This is a genomic window from Parendozoicomonas sp. 209JJ7-1 (assembly GCF_058147085.1).
On record NZ_JBYVJU010000003.1, the window covers coordinates 265,200 to 282,376 of the forward strand.

Annotated in this window: 14 protein-coding genes; 11 read left to right on the top strand and 3 right to left on the bottom strand. The window is 51.3% G+C overall.

The features are described from left to right. Positions 1 to 10 precede the first annotated feature (10 nt). A complete protein-coding gene (locus ACY2RQ_RS04640) occupies positions 11 to 409 on the bottom strand; it encodes a hypothetical protein (protein WP_490111788.1) in 399 nt (132 codons plus the stop codon). Positions 410 to 545: 136 nt separating this feature from the next. On the opposite strand from ACY2RQ_RS04640, the gene ACY2RQ_RS04645 reads away from it, so the two are divergent. Together ACY2RQ_RS04645 and ACY2RQ_RS04650 are read left to right on the top strand one after the other, a co-directional pair. Continuing rightward, positions 546 to 1,682, top strand: coding sequence for an enoyl-CoA hydratase/isomerase family protein (locus ACY2RQ_RS04645; protein ID WP_490111789.1), 1,137 nt, complete (start codon positions 546 to 548; stop codon positions 1,680 to 1,682). Positions 1,683 to 1,832: 150 nt separating this feature from the next. Next, positions 1,833 to 6,866: an ATP-binding protein gene (locus ACY2RQ_RS04650; RefSeq protein WP_490111790.1), complete on the top strand. Its 5,034-nt coding sequence runs from the start codon at positions 1,833 to 1,835 to the stop codon at positions 6,864 to 6,866. 50 nt (positions 6,867 to 6,916) lie between these two features. Here the strand turns inward: ACY2RQ_RS04650 and ygfZ are convergent, their stop codons facing one another. After that, on the bottom strand, positions 6,917 to 7,978 hold the full coding sequence (gene ygfZ / locus ACY2RQ_RS04655) for a CAF17-like 4Fe-4S cluster assembly/insertion protein YgfZ (RefSeq protein WP_490111791.1): 1,062 nt from the start codon (positions 7,976 to 7,978) through the stop codon (positions 6,917 to 6,919). 155 nt (positions 7,979 to 8,133) lie between these two features. Here ygfZ and ACY2RQ_RS04660 point away from each other — a divergent pair, with 155 nt between their 5' ends. From ACY2RQ_RS04660 to ACY2RQ_RS04675, 4 genes are all read left to right on the top strand, one after another. Then, positions 8,134 to 8,700 carry a DUF4124 domain-containing protein gene (locus ACY2RQ_RS04660; protein ID WP_490111792.1) on the top strand — a complete coding sequence of 189 codons (567 nt, stop codon included), beginning with the start codon at positions 8,134 to 8,136 and terminating at the stop codon, positions 8,698 to 8,700. Positions 8,701 to 8,803: 103 nt separating this feature from the next. After that, positions 8,804 to 9,118, top strand: a complete 315-nt coding sequence (locus ACY2RQ_RS04665; protein ID WP_490111793.1) for an FAD assembly factor SdhE — start codon at positions 8,804 to 8,806, stop codon at positions 9,116 to 9,118. Further along, complete coding sequence (locus ACY2RQ_RS04670; RefSeq protein ID WP_490111794.1) at positions 9,090 to 9,524, top strand: protein YgfX; 435 nt, start codon at positions 9,090 to 9,092, stop codon at positions 9,522 to 9,524. Before ACY2RQ_RS04665 ends, ACY2RQ_RS04670 begins: the two co-directional genes overlap by 29 nt. 112 nt (positions 9,525 to 9,636) lie before the next feature. Continuing rightward, a complete protein-coding gene (locus tag ACY2RQ_RS04675) occupies positions 9,637 to 10,536 on the top strand; it encodes a hypothetical protein (RefSeq protein ID WP_490111795.1) in 900 nt (299 codons plus the stop codon). Here ACY2RQ_RS04675 and nadB read toward each other — a convergent pair. Then, positions 10,490 to 12,118, bottom strand: a complete 1,629-nt coding sequence (nadB, locus tag ACY2RQ_RS04680; RefSeq protein ID WP_490111796.1) for an L-aspartate oxidase — start codon at positions 12,116 to 12,118, stop codon at positions 10,490 to 10,492. The genes ACY2RQ_RS04675 and nadB overlap by 47 nt on opposite strands. A gap of 316 nt (positions 12,119 to 12,434) precedes the next feature. Between nadB and rpoE the strand changes: the two genes are divergently transcribed. The 5 genes from rpoE (at position 12,435) to ACY2RQ_RS04705 (ending at position 16,938) form a co-directional block, all read left to right on the top strand. Continuing rightward, a complete protein-coding gene (gene rpoE, locus ACY2RQ_RS04685) occupies positions 12,435 to 13,022 on the top strand; it encodes an RNA polymerase sigma factor RpoE (RefSeq protein WP_490111797.1) in 588 nt (195 codons plus the stop codon). A gap of 70 nt (positions 13,023 to 13,092) precedes the next feature. Continuing rightward, entirely contained in the window at positions 13,093 to 13,794 is a 702-nt protein-coding gene (locus ACY2RQ_RS04690; protein ID WP_490111798.1) for a sigma-E factor negative regulatory protein, read from the top strand. Positions 13,795 to 13,836: 42 nt separating this feature from the next. Next, positions 13,837 to 14,868 (top strand): MucB/RseB C-terminal domain-containing protein, encoded by a 1,032-nt coding sequence (locus ACY2RQ_RS04695; protein ID WP_490111799.1) that lies wholly within the window; start codon positions 13,837 to 13,839, stop codon positions 14,866 to 14,868. A gap of 89 nt (positions 14,869 to 14,957) precedes the next feature. Next, complete coding sequence (locus ACY2RQ_RS04700; protein ID WP_490111800.1) at positions 14,958 to 15,416, top strand: SoxR reducing system RseC family protein; 459 nt, start codon at positions 14,958 to 14,960, stop codon at positions 15,414 to 15,416. Between the two features lie 55 nt (positions 15,417 to 15,471). Continuing rightward, on the top strand, positions 15,472 to 16,938 hold the full coding sequence (locus ACY2RQ_RS04705; protein WP_490111801.1) for a DegQ family serine endoprotease: 1,467 nt from the start codon (positions 15,472 to 15,474) through the stop codon (positions 16,936 to 16,938). Positions 16,939 to 17,177 lie beyond the last annotated feature (239 nt).

Here is a 17,177-nt window from a genome sequence, read left to right on the forward strand (position 1 = left end):
TGCCTCCTGATCAGATAAATCCGCCGCGTTTTTTCTTCTTTCTGGCCGGTGCCTGCACATCGGGCTGTACGCCTGCCTGCCGGAGAGTAGCCTGCTGGTTCTTGCGTCGGGTTTTGCGTTCCAGCTTGAGTTCCTGTTTCTTGCTCATCACGGTGGCTTTTACGTCATTTTTGACTTCAGCCTTCCACTCTTTCATTTCCGCCATGACCTGCTGGATATCTTCTTTTGAGCCAAGCCTCATGCCGATTGCCTTTTTCAGCAGGCCAGGCTCAAACTCAAGATCCTGCTTGGTCTGGCTGAAAGCTGCGAGTTCTTTCCTGGATTGAGCTATGGTCGCGTCGAGACGATCACAAAGAAGCTCTGAGCAAGACTTGGTTTTCTGTTGACTGATTTCTACTGAGACGGGCATATTCGCCGCTCCGGGTTTAAAGCTCTCAAGGGGTTATCGTGTTCGGGGCAGTGCTCTTTAACCGGAGAGTTTGAAAGGGGCCTGTCTGGCTGGCCTAATGACATTGCAGTGACTTCAGAATGGAGAGGATTGGTTTATGACAGAAAACTGTCAGGTAACATTTCAGGAATATTCCTGCGGCACGGGAGGCCGTATCGGCCGGGCCACCCTGAATGCTGAGCCTTCATTAAATGCGCTGACCCTGGATATGATCGACCTGCTCTACCAGCAGCTGCGGCTGTGGGCTGAGGATTCTTCTATTGTCGTGGTGATTCTGGATGGTGCCGGAAAAAGGGCCTTCTGTGCCGGGGGAGATATTCGAAAGCTTCGGGACTCTATTCTTGATAGCCGTGATGGCGAGAATATCCATGGGGAAAGCTTTTTTACCCGGGAGTACCGCCTCGATTACCTGATTCATGTGTTCCCGAAACCAATTCTTTGCTGGGGCAGCGGTATTGTTATGGGGGGCGGAATCGGTCTGATGGCCGGTGCTTCCCACCGTATCGTGACACCTTCTTCAAAACTGGCCATGCCGGAAATTTCTATTGGCCTGTTCCCCGATGTGGGGGGCAGCTGGATTCTTGGGCGAATGCCTGGCCGGACAGGCTTGTTCCTGGGGCTGACCGGCACCCGTATTAATGCCGGCGATGCACTGTTTACAGGACTTGCGGATTATATGCTGGATGATGGCATGCTGGAGTCTGTGATTGCAGCAATGCAGGCTCGGCCGTGGGGTGAGGTTTCCAGAAGGAAGGGCCAACTCAGCCAGCTCTTGTCTGAAATAGAAGAGCAGAGAGAGTCTAGTATTCCTGAATCTCCTCTGGAGCAGAATTTTGCGGATATTCAGGCCGTTACAGAGCAAGGAACCCCTGAGCGCATTCTTGAAGAGCTGAAGGCCCGGCAAGGGCGCTGGTGGCAGAAAGCAGCAGAAATCCTGGAACATGGCTGCCCGACTTCTGCCTGGCTGGTGGCTGAGCAGTTGCGGCGGTCACAGGGGATGTCCCTGGCAGACGTATTCAGAATGGAACTGAATATGGTTGTTCAGGTGCTTAAGGACGGAAATTTTGTCGAAGGCGTACGGACGTTACTGATTGAACCGGACACCTCTCCCGTATGGTCTCCTTCTTCCCTGCAGAAGGTTAATGCGCAAACCGTATTGAAATATTTCCTGTCCCGCTGGCCTGAAGATCAGCATCCCTTAACTGACCTGGAGCAAGAGTCAGTATTTTGTTGATTTCTACATATATATGAATAGGGGTCTGTTCCGATAAACTCTGACTCATATTAACAAGTCAGATTATTTTTATAGATGACAAGTCGTTTCAGGTGGGGTTTCGATCAGGCTTCTTCTCTTTTGTGCCTGATGTTTCTGTTCAGTTCTTTTTTGAGCCTTTCTCTTTTCGCTCAAGAGCCTGTTGCTCAGAAAAATATTGCTCAGGAGGTCATTACTCAAGATTCATCGCCCCTGCGTCTGGCCCATGGGCCCGGTGGTGTAGATCTGTACAAGATGGAAAAAGAACCATTGTACGGGCTTCGCCAGATACTGCTGAGGGAGTGGCAGAGTCTTCAGGGGGATTATCAGAAACAGCCGGTTGTGCTGGGCAGGCTCTCCATTGGTGCCCAGGTATCAGAGCAGCGCCCGGACTTGAAAGAGAATCTCGATATTCTCAGGACATCACTGACAGATAAGACCCTGAATGGCCAGCTTCAGAGTTGGGTGGGGCAGATGCCCCCCATTCCGGAAAGCAAAGTGAGTATTAATGTCGCGCTGGATCGTGACATGGCACCCTTTTCATTTGTGGGTTCCCTTGGGCAGCCCAGCGGTATGCTGGTAGATGTATGGACGCTTTGGTCGGAAAAAACAGGGATTCCCATTAAATTCAGGATGGGTTCTATCGCAGAGAATCTTCTGGCCCTGAAGAAGGGGGAAGTTGATGTTCATGGAGCCTTACCGGAGCGCAGCGGCAGTTATTCCTCAGGGCTGGACTTTCTTGATCCGGTTTATATGCAGGCCTCCACCCTGTTTTATCGTAAGGATATTGGCCCGGTCTCCGGACGGAGGGGGCTGTCCCGCCAGCGCATAGGTGTTGTTGAAGAATCGAGCCAGGCCGCGTATTTGCGCCAATGGCTGCCTGACGCGATTGTTGTTCCTTTTCACTCGGTTCAGGAGATGATTAATGCCCTTATGGACGGCTCTATTCGTGCGTTTATCGGTGAAGAGGTTTCCGTTGATTATCTGCTGAAACAATCGGGGCTTATTCAGCAAATTGCCAGTCGGGATAACAGCCTGTTAAAGGAAGAGCTTGCTCCAGCGACCCTTTTTGGCCGGCAGCAGTTAACCGAAATCCTGAGAAATGGCTTCAGTGCCATGACCCCGGAAGAGTTGATGGAGATTGAGCAACGCTGGATCAAGGATGTCGATAAACGTCATTACCAGGCGCCCGACAAAACCCTCCAGCTGACACCCGAGGAAAAACGCTGGTTAAAAGATAATCCGGTGATTCGGGTCGTAATGGAGTCCGGGCTGCCGCCGGTGACCTTTGCCAATGATGATGGTCATCTGGATGGCATTGCCATGGACTATCTCAGGCTGATTGAAAGACGACTGGGTATTCATTTCTCCTATGAGTTCAGTGATAACTGGGAAGACAGCAAGCGTCGTCTGCTTTACAAGGATGCGGATATGGCGTCTTCCCTGAATATTTCTGAGCTGAGATACCAGGAATCCCTTGATTACACCAATTCTGCCATTGAGATACCCGCTGTGATTATCTCCCGCCAGTCGGAGCAGAGGGTGCAGCGATGGATGAGTACCAGAAAGCGCAGTGTCGCTATATTGCCGGACTTTTATCTGCAGGAGTATTTCCAGACCCGATACCCGAATATCGTACTGGTGAAAGTCAAAGACCCTGTTGATGCCCTGCAGCAGGTCTCCCTGGGAATGGTGGATGGTTTTGTGGTGAACCTGGCTTCTGCCAGCTACCTGATTGATAAGCTGAAAATTACCAACTTAAGGGTGATGGACGAGACGGGTTACAAATACCGTTTGAAGTTTGTTACCTCCCAAAACAAGACGCTTCTGTCCCGGCTGTTAAACAAAGCCCTGCAGAGTGTTTCGCACAGGGAACGGCAGGATATCCAGGACCGCTGGATTCATATTAATTTCTCTCCGGTGGGTCTGCAGCCTGGTGTTATGATCGGTTTGCTGTTGGTACTGATGGCTCTGGTGTTTATTGTATATTGGAACCGTCGCCTGGCCAGGGAGGTGGAAGAACGCCAGAAGGTTGAAGCTGTCCTGCGCTTCAGGGCGGAGAATGACCGTATTCTCAGTGCCGTAACCCGGCAATTTATGGATTGCCCCCTGGATGAAGCTGTCAGGGAAACCCTGCAGATGATTACGGTATTCCAGAACGCCTTATGTAGCTGGGTTGTATTCTTTAGTGACCATGGCCGTATGACAGTGCCCTGGCCCGGTGGTGAACAGGGTGTTGATTTCTCGACCGATGAACTGCTTGCGATTACCCGTTCAGACTATCAGGGTTTGATGAATCTTCCCTTGGCGGGGGACGTCTGTCAGGTGCGTTTGTCCCAGATTGAGAATGGCCGTTCACCGGATTTTGTCAAAGCACTGTGTAACATTGGGGGACAATCAGTCATCCACGTTCCCATGCTGCAGGCGGGAAAGGTTATTGGCTGTCTTGCCCAGGTCTGCAGTCATGATCAGGTCTGGGGTGTTGATGATGTCATGCTGATGCGCAGGGCTGGTGAACTGGTGGCCATCAGTTATTCACGCGCGCAGGCAAAAGATGCCCTGAGGGTCAGTGAGGAGCGTTACCAGTTGGCTATGGAAGTGACCACCGATGGCCTTTGGGACTGGAATATCAAGGATGAACAGATCTACTTCAGCCCTGGTTATATGAGGGTGCTGGGATACCAGGCAGGCGATGTGCAGGGTAGTGAGCGGGCCTGGAAAAGAATGCTGCATCCCCATGATAAAATCTCAACGCCGGAATTTATTAAGCGAGCGTTGTTAAGTGATAAACCGTTCGATCATATTTTCCGGCTACGCCACAAAAATGGTGGCTATGTGGTGGTCAACCTCAAGGGTAAGGTGATCAGTCGGGATCACCGGGGGCAGGCCGTCAGGACGGTAGGCACCATCATAGATATTACCGAGCAACGGGAGTGGGAGCGGGAGCTGTCCATGGCCCGTTTCTCTCTGGATAGCTGTGGTGACCAGATTCACTGGCTGCGTAAAGATGGTACTCATAAATATGTGAATGAATCCGCTGCCATGAGTCTGGGTTATACCCGGGATGAGCTGATGGCCCTGACGGTGTCGGATATCAACCCGGACCTGGATAAGAAAAGCTGGAACCTGCTTTGGCAGCAGTTGCGGCGCATGGGCATCTGCACTTATGAGACCCTGAGGATGGCTAAGGATGGTCGTACATTCCCGGTGGAGATTACCGCCAGTTATATGGAACATGAAGGAGAGGGGTTTCTGTTTTCATCCTGTCGGAATATTGCTGAACGCAAACACCAGGAAGAAGCCCTGCGTCGTGCCAAGGAAGAGGCGGATAAGGCTAGCCAGGCCAAGAGTGAATTCCTTGCGAATATGAGCCATGAAATCCGCACTCCCATGAATGCCATTATCGGGATGAGCCAGCTGGTTCTGGAAACCGGGCTGACCTCGACCCAGAAAGATTATATATCCAAAGTCTGTAACGCTGCAGATACCCTGTTGGGGATTATCAACGATATTCTTGATTTCTCGAAGGTTGAAGCCGGAAAAATGGAGCTGGAAGCTGTGCCGTTTAAAGCTTCTGACCTGCTGAACAACCTGTACAGTATGGTTGCCATCCAGGCCCGGAAAAAAGGCATAGGGCTGCATATTGATATGTCTGAAGATATGCCGGAGTGTCTGTCCGGGGATTCCCTGCGGCTTGGGCAGGTGTTGCTTAACCTGGTGCATAATGCGATCAAGTTTACCCACTCCGGCGAGGTTCGGGTCAATATCAGGCCAGTTGCTGCTGAAAAGAAAACTGCTGAAAAGGAAATTGTCGAGGAAAACACTGCCCGGGTGATGTTTGAGGTGCGGGATACCGGCATAGGCATTGGGCAGGAGAAACTGCCTATGTTGTTTGAATCGTTTTCCCAGGTGGACAGCTCAACAACCCGGCGCTTTGGCGGAACAGGCCTTGGGTTGGCGATCTGCAAAAGGCTGATAGAGCTGATGGACGGCGATATCAAAGTGTCTTCTGAGGAAGGCAAGGGCAGCTGTTTCGCTTTTGAAGTTCCCCTTGGTATCTCCAGTGTCGGAGAGTGTGAACAGGTTGATGAGCAACTGTCGCCAATTATTCTGGAGCAGGGAGCAAATCGCATTCTTCTGGTGGAAGATAATGAAGTGAACCAGCAGGTCGCCATCGCCTTGCTGGAGAAAATGGGGGCGAATGTCTCCGTAGAAGATAATGGTCGTTTAGGTGTTGAGCGTATAAAAGAAGAAGAATTTGATCTGGTGTTTATGGATATCCAGATGCCGGAAATGGATGGTTACAATGCCGCACGGGCCATTCGCCAGCTTCCGGACAGGCTGGATCTGCCTGTGATTGCGATGACGGCCCATGCCATGGCGGAAGATCGTAATCTTTGTCTGGCGGCAGGTATGAATGACCATATTTCCAAGCCTTTATCTGTTAAAAGCCTGAGCACCGTTCTGGCCCGTTATCTGCCAGTGCAGAAGGTTGCTCCAGAAACCGAAATACTGTCTGATGTTGCCAGTATTTCCGTAGAATCTCTGCCGGGCATTAATATGCAGCAGGGGCTTGCCCGGGTGCTTGGTAACCAGGCGCTCTATAGAAGACTGTTATTAAGTTTCCTCCATGAAAAGCGCGACTGCCTGGAACTGCTAACAAGTCATGCGAAGCGGAAAGACTATGGGGAACTGCGGTTTGCTGCCCATAGTCTGAAAGGCGTTGTGGGAACCCTTGGGGCAGAACAGCTGCAAACAGCGGCGGGTTTTCTGGAGCAGATGGCTGAAAAAGAAGAGGGCCGGGAGGTTGAACGGGCTATTGAACAGTTTTCTATTGAGTTCCGCCAGGTGATGTCCAGCCTGAAGCTGCTGGAAAAGAGCGATCATATTTTACCTCAGGTGCCAGAGAATGAAGTTTTCCCGGAAAATAATATTGCGGTCTTGATGGAGAAGCTTGAAAGTCAGTTGCAGGAAGGGGATGCGGAGGCATTGACCACATGTTCCTTACTGATGAAAACCTTATTCGGGCAGAAACAGATGCAGAGGCTGGAGGCGGCCGTTAACGGGTTTGATTACTCATCTGCGCAAATAGAGTTAAAGCAGTTGCAGGTGGTATTAAAAACGACTTTGCCTCAAGAAGAGTACGCTGAAAAGGAAAAACGCTGATCAAAGAAAACAGGTTGCTCCGGTTGAATCGGAGCAACAGGTATATGGGGCTATTCCACAGAGTAGGGTAGGGGTTTGACGATAAGCTCCTGGCCAGTGGCAAGGGTCAGACCGGTTTCCAGGTCGTTATTACGGACCACTGCCAGCAACTCTGTTCTTTCGGTCTCGGGATTGAACAGGGCGGTAACAACTTCACCACTCTTGCTGCTGGTGTTGTCATTGTTGCCGTTATTGGAAATTACAGTGCCAACGGCAGGTATGCTTTGACCCTTTATTTCAAAGCGATACAACCGGCTTTTCAGCTTGCCCAGATACTTCATACGGGCTACGATTTCCTGGCCTGTATAACACCCTTTGGTAAATGACACCCCATCAACAGCCTGCCAGTTCAGGTGCTGGGGAATATAGGTTTCCCGGGTCTGTTCCTGAACCCAGGCAATACCAGACTGGATATCCTCCAGTTGCCAGTGTTGTGTTGGAACAATGCGGGCCTTTTCTGCCAGCGCTTGCCATACAATCTGCGCGGTTTCCGGTTGCAGCCAGCATTCAAAACGATTGTCGAAGACTGGAATCACAATCCCGTTCTTCCAGGAGATATAAGCCGCCGCTTCGGGAGCGGCCTGGCCAGTCACAGCGGCAACGAGTTCTGAAGCATTTTTTCCGCTCAACCCCAAGCGTACCCAGCTATCACTGGAATCACTGATGGTCACAGTGCGGAAGAACATCGCGTATTTGCTGAGATGGGTTTGCAAAACCTCTGCCTGGCAGGCGGGCATGGACAGAACCAGGTCATCCTGGCAGGCCACGACCCGAAAGTTAGCCAGCATACGGCCTTTGGGGGTGCAGCAGGCGCCGGGGTTGTGCTGGCCTGGCTCCAGTTTTTCAACATCGCAGGTCAACTGACCTTGAAGAAACTTCCTGTTTTCTTTGCCGGTAAACGTTAGCAGTCGTTCATGGCCGAGAAGGGTCAGGCTGGCATTGGCCGTCTTATCGTCGGCAGATGCGGTAATAGTACCATCAGTGATGGTGAGGTTCTGGCTGGTAAGCCAGGAAAGCCACTCGGAATTGGTCATTTGAAGCGTTGGATGTCCCTGGTGAGCGATGGTGCCCATGATAGAGGATTCTGGGGTTGGCTTCCCAGTATTACTGTGCGCTTTATGCCATCTTCTGGTCTGTGGTCGTGAATCATTAATAAGGCTTGCTCTCCGGCAGGCATAGCTTCAGACTTATCCACTGATAACCAGAACAACAGATAAATCAGGATGTTATGTCGCAAGGAAGACGCTGGGCTAATCGCTTTGCATTTACTGCATTTATGGGTGCCGTATTGTCTATTCCATTTATTCTTCCCGGGCCTGATGGGAAACGTATCGCGATATGGGATGGATTACTGCCTGAAGTGTCCGACTTCAGAGCCCGTGTTTCTGAGATGACCTCTAAGTTCGGTCTTTTGGTTGAATCAGTAGAGGCGCAGGCAGATAAAATGCAAAGGGATATCGTCGGACAAGAGGCTACAGTTATCTCTGTATTTCGCTGGCAGGACGCTAAAGGCAATTGGCACTTCTCTGACACAGCTCCATCTTCAGACAGCACGGATTTCGCTGTGGTTAAGCTGGATTCCAGTAAAATCCGGTCACTTTCCCCTTTGCCAGATAGACAGCCTGAAATACAGAATGACGTTACAGGGAAGACAGAACCCAATGAAACCACAGGATTTCAGCACCCTTATGAGTTGCCTGGCAATTATGCGGACATGGTTGAGAAAGCAAAAATTGCCAGAGATCAGATGAACCAGCGATTGCAGCAGCAACAGGAAATTTTGAAAAGTTTATAATCAGCCTAAGCATTTTCTTGAATCAGGGTATCTGTGTCAGGGGCTGCCCCTGACAGAGCCGTAAAATTGCTTATAATGGCCCCTCAAGACAAAGGGACTCGCAGTGAGTACAGAAAAAAACACTCAAGACCTGGCGCAATCCACAGAGCGAAGCGCAGCACAGGAAGAGCTAAACCGTTTGTTCTGGCATAGCCGCAGAGGCATGCTGGAGCTGGATATACTTCTGGTGCCGTTTTCCCGGGAAATCTATTCCACATTAACTGATGAAGAGAAAGCTATCTATAATGAGCTTCTGGCCTGCGAGGATACAGACTTGTTTGTCTGGTTTATGGAAAAAGAAACACCAGAAGATCCCCGTATCGCAGCCATGGTCAAAATGGTAATTGAACGTGTCCGGGAACTGCCACCCGTCCATTGATCTTGCCCTGGGCCAGTCGGTTATAGGGTTCCGGCTGGCTCTCCTTGTCCATCTTCTTGCCGCTGTGTTGCCTTTTTTGTCCGCTGGGCGATTCTGGTGTGTGTTATTCTGGCCTGTTATCGGCTTCTCTTTTATCATGCTGGCTCGTCGTGATTATTGGCGAAGTTCGTCGTCCTCCATTTTTGGGGTGAGGGTTTTCAAGGATGAGTGGCACCTGCAGGATTTTTCAGGACAGTGGTTGCCTGTTGACCTGTCTGGTGAGCAATTGGTTACCCCCTTCCTGACAGTTCTCTCATTCCGAAATAAAGAAAGCCAGCGTTGGCGAGTAGTAATTTTCCGGGATGCTACAGACCCGGAATCTTTTCGCCGTCTTCGGATTTATCTGTTACTGAAAACGCCCCGTTAGTGATTCTGGCACCTCCGTTAGCCATTCTTTCATTCAGGTTTTCCTGGGCAACAGCCCATACTTCTGATGGGTCAAAATAACAGAATATGGATATAACAGGTGCTCGAAAGCTATGGAAATGCAGCCACAGGGATTACAACAACAGGGATTACAACACCCATTATTGGAGAACACTTCTGCAGCAGGCAGGGCTGAGCCTGTCGAAGGTGCGAAAGTTCGGTTTGGTTGTCGTGAATTGAAGCTTGCACCTCTGAACAAGCTGATGACGCTTCTGAATATCCCCCATGAGAATACCCTGACAAGTATGAAAGATGCAGCGGCGCAACATTGGCGCAGGAAAATGGGATGTGAGCGTTGGCAGATGCAGGAACTGGAGTTGAATCAGGAGCAAAGAGCAGAGGCTTTACGGCTTCTTGATGAGATTGGCGTTATATCAGAAATCAGTCCATGCCAAAAACATTACCGTCATGCCCTGGTGCTGGGAGCAAGGCTTCCCGTAATAGAAAAACGTTTTTTGTATTTGGGAGAGCTTTGGAGGCAGGGTTACCGGTTTGACAATCTGGTATTTCTGCTGGGAAGAAGAGAGCTGACAGAAAGTGTGGATAATTCTGAGCAGTATATTGGAAGAATACAGGCGTTGGGGCAGGTTTGTACGTTGAATAATGAAGCTGATGGCGGCAGGATTGTTTACCGGGTATCAAAGATTCCCGAGGAAATAAGAAATATTCCCGTAGAGTTTATTGATACCGATGATGTGATGGAAAATGGAGTCATGCGTAGAGCCAACACCGCTGATACGGCTGAAGCATGGGAAAAGACATTCCCGGTGCCGGGAGATGCCTTGATTATCAGCAATCAACCTTACGGTCCGTACCAGTACGAGGCGGTTCGTCAGGTTCTTACATCCCGTAAGGTAGAATTGGGGGCACGGGGCATTAGTGAAGCCCCTTCGATTATCAACTGCCTTAATTCCGTTGACTCGATTCTCCGTAAAATCCCTGCCAGTGAGTAACCGGGTCAAGTACGGTATCACAGGTGGCCGGGAGTTTGTTCGGGTAATCCAGGGTGTAATGAAGCCCCCGGGATTCCCGTCGGGACAGTGCGCTATGAATAATCAGCTCCGCCACTTGGGCCAGATTGCGCAGCTCAATAAAGTCATTACTAATCTGGTGATTGCTGTAGAACTCCTGAATCTCACGCTGCAAAAGGGAGATACGGTTTCTGGCCCGCTGCAGTCGTTTGGTGGTGCGGACAATGCCCACGTAATCCCACATAAACCGGCGTAATTCATCCCAGTTATGGCTGATCACTACATCCTCGTCGGAATCTGTTACCTGGCTGGCATCCCAGTGGGGCAGTTCTATATCCGGACCATTTTCATGAAGATGGGTTTCAATATGTTCAGCGGCTGAGCGGGCATAGACCAGGCACTCCAGCAGGGAGTTGCTGGCCAGGCGATTGGCACCATGTAAACCTGTGTAACTGGTTTCGCCAATGGCATAGAGCCCGTCTACATCGGTGCGCCCTTCATGGTTCACCAGAATGCCGCCACAGGTGTAGTGGGCGGCGGGCACTACGGGAATGGGTTCTTTGGTGATATCAATACCCAGCTCTTTACAGCGTTTGTAAATGCCGGGGAAGTGATCCCGAATAAATTCGGTGGGTTTGTGGCTTATATCCAGGAATACGCAGTCGGTGCCCAGACGTTTCATCTCATGGTCAATGGCACGAGCCACAATATCCCGGGGGGCCAGTTCGGCGCGGCTGTCGAACCTGTCCATAAACCGGGAACCGTCTGGCAGCAGCAGGCGGCCACCTTCTCCCCGTACAGCTTCAGAGATCAGGAATGATCGGGCATCGGGATGATAAAGGCAGGTGGGGTGGAACTGGTTGAACTCCATATTGGCCACCCGGCAGCCCGCCCGCCAGCCCATGGCGATACCATCGCCGGAGGAACTGTCTTCATTGCTGGTATAAAGGTAGGCTTTGCTGGCACCGCCGGTGGCCAGTACCACGGAGCCTGCGCGAATAACGTTGACGCAATCCTGGCCAATATCCAGGACATATGCTCCCAGGCAACAGTTATCAGGCAGGCCCAGTTTGGTGGTAGTGATCAGATCTACAGCCAGATGGTTGTCCAGAAGGTCGATTCCCGGATGGGCCATTGCCTTTGCCAGCAGGGTGCTGCCAATGGCAATGCCGGTGGTGTCGGCGGCATGGATAATCCGGCGCTGGCTGTGGCCTCCTTCCCGGGTCAGGTGGAAATCGTTATTCTGGCTGTTGCGGGTAAAAGGCACACCCTGTTCGATCATCCAGTGTATAGCGGCAGGACCATTATTAATGGTAAAACGGACAGCGGACTCTTGGCATAAACCGGCACCGGCATTCAACGTGTCACTGACATGCTGGTCTTCCGAGTCATCACTGGTCAGGACAGCGGCAACCCCGCCCTGGGCTTTCCAGGTGGCACCGGCATCAAGTGAACGTTTACTGAGTACTGCTACGCTGGCTTTGTCGGCAAGATGCAGAGCGAGGGTCAGGCCCGCAGCCCCGCTGCCGATGACCAGTAAATCGTATTGAAATTCTCTTTGCATGGGTTAGTTCGCTGTCTTTGCTAGAGTGAATCTTAAGGCAGAGATCGGTGCCTTTAAAATGCTCTGATCAAAGAAATGCCGTTGATTTGTGGGAATACACAAAGTTTTTACGGATTGGGAAGTTTAATGTGAACCGGATCGCGATAAGATGTTCTTATACCTGAAAATATGCGTTCCGGGGCAGGATCTCCACTCTTTTAAAAAAATGTACAGAAATATGGAACTTTTTGTTAGCCCTGCTGTCTTAGTAGTCAGATCGGGGCAAATGCTTTTTGGCCTAGGCTTTGTGACTGGCCAAAAACGTTGAGGGCAGCATATGGCAAATGCACCTGAAACCGATCAGCAGCTGGTTGACCGGGTTCGCAAGGGGGATAAGCGTGCATTCGACCTTCTTGTTATCAAGTATCAACATAAGATTCTCGGTCTGGTGGGAAGTTATGTCCATGATTTTCAGGAAGTGCAGGACGTAACCCAGGAAGCATTTATCAAGGCGTATCGGGCCATGGGGCAGTTTCGTGGTGACAGTGCCTTTTACACCTGGCTTTATCGGATTGCCATCAACACAGCGAAGAACCATCTGGTATCCAAGGGGCGCAGACCACCGGATACGGATGTGGATGTATATGACGCAGAATCTTACGACAGTTCGTTCACCCTGAAGGATCTCGAAACACCTGAGAACAACCTTCAGAAGAATCAGATCGAAGACACTATATTCAGGGTGATCAAAACCCTGCCGGATGAACTGAGAACGGCAGTGACCCTGAGAGAATTTGATGGCCTGAGTTATGAAGAAATAGCCCAGGTCATGAATTGCCCGGTGGGAACTGTGCGTTCGCGTATCTTCCGGGCCAGGGAAGCGATTGACAGGGTGATCAAGCCTTTACTTAACAGGACGGGTTGACCCGGAACATATTGAATGCCCGTTGGGTTGGGGGGATGAGTGAAACTGACAACTACCTTTGAGGTGTCCTATGAGTGATACCAGTAAAAAGACCCAGGAGCATTTGCGCGAATCCCTTTCCGCGCTGATGGATGGCGAAGCCAACGAATTTGAGATACACCGTGTGCTGGATCAGCTCGGTCAAGATCAGGAACTGCGGGAAGCTGCCCTTGGCTACCAGCGAATAGGTGAAACTATCCGCAATGAGAGCAATGCCTTTTCAGGCATAGATCTGTCTTCTTCTATCAGTGCTGCTATAGCCGATGAACCTGCCCCCGAGGTGGACGCCGCGTCTAAGCGGGCCGCTAACAGCAGTAGCTGGTTTGCCAACTTCGGCCGTCTGGCCATTGCCGCTTCCGTAGCCTTTGCTACGGTTGTCGGGGTCCAGGGCTGGAATATTGCCAACCGCAGTGATGCAGGCGTTGGCAATCAAGTTGCCCAGGCCACAGTGCCGGCCAGTCATATATCGACAGTAAACCCTTCCAATATGCTCCCGTCTGCCGATATGTTTGGAGCTCGTGGGGTTCAGGCCGGGTTTGGCACCAGTCAATCAGGGCTGACACCGGAACAGATGAGCCAGGCCAGGGGTTATGCCCAGCAGGTTGCCCAGAAGCGTTTCCGTGCCTATATGCTGGAGCATGCCGAACAGGCAAGCACCTATGGCGGAGAGGGGGTGATGCCTTTTGTCAGGGTCGCAAGTTTCGGAATTCCTTCACAGGTAAACGCTGAATAAATCATACATTGGCGCTTGCCGGTTTTGTATACAGAGAGACGTATGAGGAAAGGAAAACTCAGGGTTGGTCAAGCGCCCGGAACAGTGAGACGTTTTCTGACAGGAGTCGTTCTGGGGTTAGGGCTTTCATGGCTTTCTCCGACACTTCTTGCCGATCCGGTTGAGACGCCTGCCGATTGGCTTACGCGGATGGTCGCTGCTCCTGCCCATTCAACCTATCATGGCTTTTTTGTCTACGAAAACAGTTCCGGGCTTACCGCTCTCCGTGTTTACCATAAACCGATTGACGGGCAGGTGAGGGAACGCCTGGTTTACCAGGATGGCCCCTATCGGGAAATTATTCGCAAGGGTGACCAGGTGACCGTTATCCGTCCGGATGGTTATGTCAGCCGTTTCCAGCCGGAAGGCGTTGAGAAGCTGATTGAACGCCTCGCTGCTTATCAGGATAAATTACGCAACTCCTACCGTTTATTGTTTGGTGGCAGCGACCGTGTTGCCGACCGGAATGTGCTGCGCATTGAAGTGCAGCCAAGAGATAATCACCGCTACGGGTTCTCTTTGTGGCTGGATCGAGACAGCGCACTGTTACTGCGTTCAGAAATGATTGGTGAGAAAGGCGCGATCCTGGAGCGCTTCCAGTATGTGGCCGTAGCTGTTGGTGGAGAACTGCCCAACAGCAATCTTGAACCTTCCAGGGATGTCACTTGGAACCCCAGGCAAACAGAGAAGGCAAGTCCTGTTGATACAGGTGCTCTTGGCTGGGAAGCTGGTTGGGTTCCTTCAGGGTTTGTTGTCAGCGGACACAACCGTGTCCCCAGCCCTGTTTCCAACAAGGCTGTTGACAGTGTGATATATAGTGACGGGCTGAGCAGTTTCTCAATATTTGTGGAAGAGGATGATTCAGCGGTTTTAGGACCGGCTTCTGAACAGATCGGGGCAACCTCTGCTGTTTCCCGGGTCTTTCGTAAAGGCGAAGCCTATTATAATGTGACGGTTGTTGGTGAATTGCCCTTGGGAACAGCAGAACGTATAGCTGTTTCTGTGAAGCCGGTACAGAAGTCGTCAGGGCCGTAAACCGTCAGGATAAAAAATGGCGCATTGTTCCCAAGGAGTGCGATCCATGGGAGCAGAAACCTTCATTTTTCTATAGATAAAAGAACATCATGATTGAAGAACGTGGCCGGGTGGTCAAAGTCGACTCGGCGTTCGTGTGGGTGGAAACCATGCGTAAAAGCACCTGTGGCAGCTGTGAGGTTCGCCAGGGGTGTGGTCACAGCCTGCTTGAGCGACTTCGCTCAGCTCACAGTCACGCCTATATACGCGCGTCCAGCAGTTACTCTCTCAGTGAGGGGGATGAGGTAACGATCGCGCTTCCTGAGAGTGCCGTGGTTTCGGCCTCTTTTCTTGTTTATTTTTTACCCTTACTGGCTTTGATGACCGGAGCTGTAGCCGGTTCTCTGCTTGGTCTGGGTGAGCCACTGGTGATATGTTTCAGCCTGTTCGGGCTGTTGTCCGGGTTTGGACTTGTACGCTGGCGGATCTGCGGTTCCCGCGTTGAAGGGCATTATGAGCCCATTGTCCTGCGCAGACATATACCGCTTTCCTATTCGGTGGACTCCTGAAACAGGGGGCACCGGTTTATAGTTGATGGGTTGTTAAGTACTGGAAATGATATTTATGAACCTACCTTTATCCCACTTTCCTGTGAATGCAGTGAAAACGTCACTGGCCAGCGCCATGGTAGCGCTCTGTCTTTTATTTGCGCTGACAACGGTGAGAACACTGCAGGCGGATAGCTTGCCGGATTTCTCCAGGCTGGCGGAAGAAGCTTCGCCGGCTGTGGTCAATATCAGTACCCTTTCCAGACCAAAGCGCCAGCGGGGACAGCCTTACGGTCCCTATGGGGATGAATTGCCGGAATTGCTGCGTCGGTATTTCGGTTTCCAGATTCCTGAAGAGCAGGGGGGGACAGGCCCTTCACCGCAGATTGATCAGCCACGTCCCCAGTCCCTGGGTTCCGGCTTTATTATTTCCAAAGACGGTTATGTACTGACTAATAACCATGTTGTGGATGGCGCAGATGAAATTATTGTCCGTCTGAACGACCGCAGTGAGTACAAGGCCAAGCTGATTGGCTCGGATAAGCGCTCCGATCTCGCATTGTTGAAAGTAGACGGTAAAAATCTGCCCACAGTAAAGATTGGTGATTCCGACACTCTGAAGCCCGGTCAGTGGGTCTTTGCCATCGGTTCCCCTTTCGGATTTGATTACTCGGTCACTAAAGGAATTATCAGCGCTCTCAATCGTAGCCTGCCCACTGAGAGCTATGTGCCGTTTATCCAGACTGATGTACCCATCAATCCAGGTAACTCCGGTGGGCCGCTGCTGAATATGCAGGGGCAGGTGATTGGTATTAATTCCCAGATTTATACCCGTTCCGGCGGTTTCATGGGGCTGTCTTTCGCCATTCCTATTGATGATGCCATGGATGTGGCTGACCAGTTGAAGGCTAACGGTCATGTCAGCCGTGGCTGGCTGGGTGTGATTATCCAGGATGTGGATCGTAACCTGGCAGAGTCTTTTGGTCTTAAGCGTCCCCATGGTGCCCTGTTGAGCCAGGTATTGCCGGATGGTCCCGCCGACAAGGCTGGCCTGCAGGCGGGGGATATTATCACCCGCTTCAATGGCCGTGAAATCAAGTTCTCCAGTGACCTGCCTATCGCTGTTGGCCGTGCGCCCATTGGTAAGGATGTGGAAGTTGAGATTGTACGACGGGGTAAAGCCAAGACTGTGGATGTGGCTGTTGGTGAGCTGCCTGAGGAACAGGGTGGTAAACCAAACGATGGTATCCGCAGCGATAACCGACTGGGTATCTCTGTCACGGATCTGGACGACAGTTCCCGTGCACGTCTGGGGCTGGATAGCGCCGTGAAAGGAGTGGTCGTGGCTGAGGTTGGAAATGGTGTCGGCCGAGCCTATGGCCTGCGCAGTGGTGATGTCATCACTCATATCAACCATGAGGAGGTAACATCGCCCAAGGCTTACCAGAAGGTCATCAGCAAGCTTCCGGTTGATAAAACCATCTCCATGCGCATTATCCGTCGGGGCATGCCTGGCTTTATCACATTCCGCCTGTCCGAATAGTATTTCATGGGAGTGGTCGGACGACCACTCCCATGAATGGTTGTTCGGGTGAATAGCGGCAATCCGGCAGATACTGTAAACTTCGGAACTTTATAACCGAACAGAGAACCAACCCGCAGTCAGAGACTGCGGGTTGGTTTGTTTAAAGCAGATAAACCGGAGATAGTGCCTGGTGAATGGCGGCTCTGTGCAAGGCTCCCGGCAGCCCTGGTAAAGGCACTGTTCAAAGCGCTGAGTGA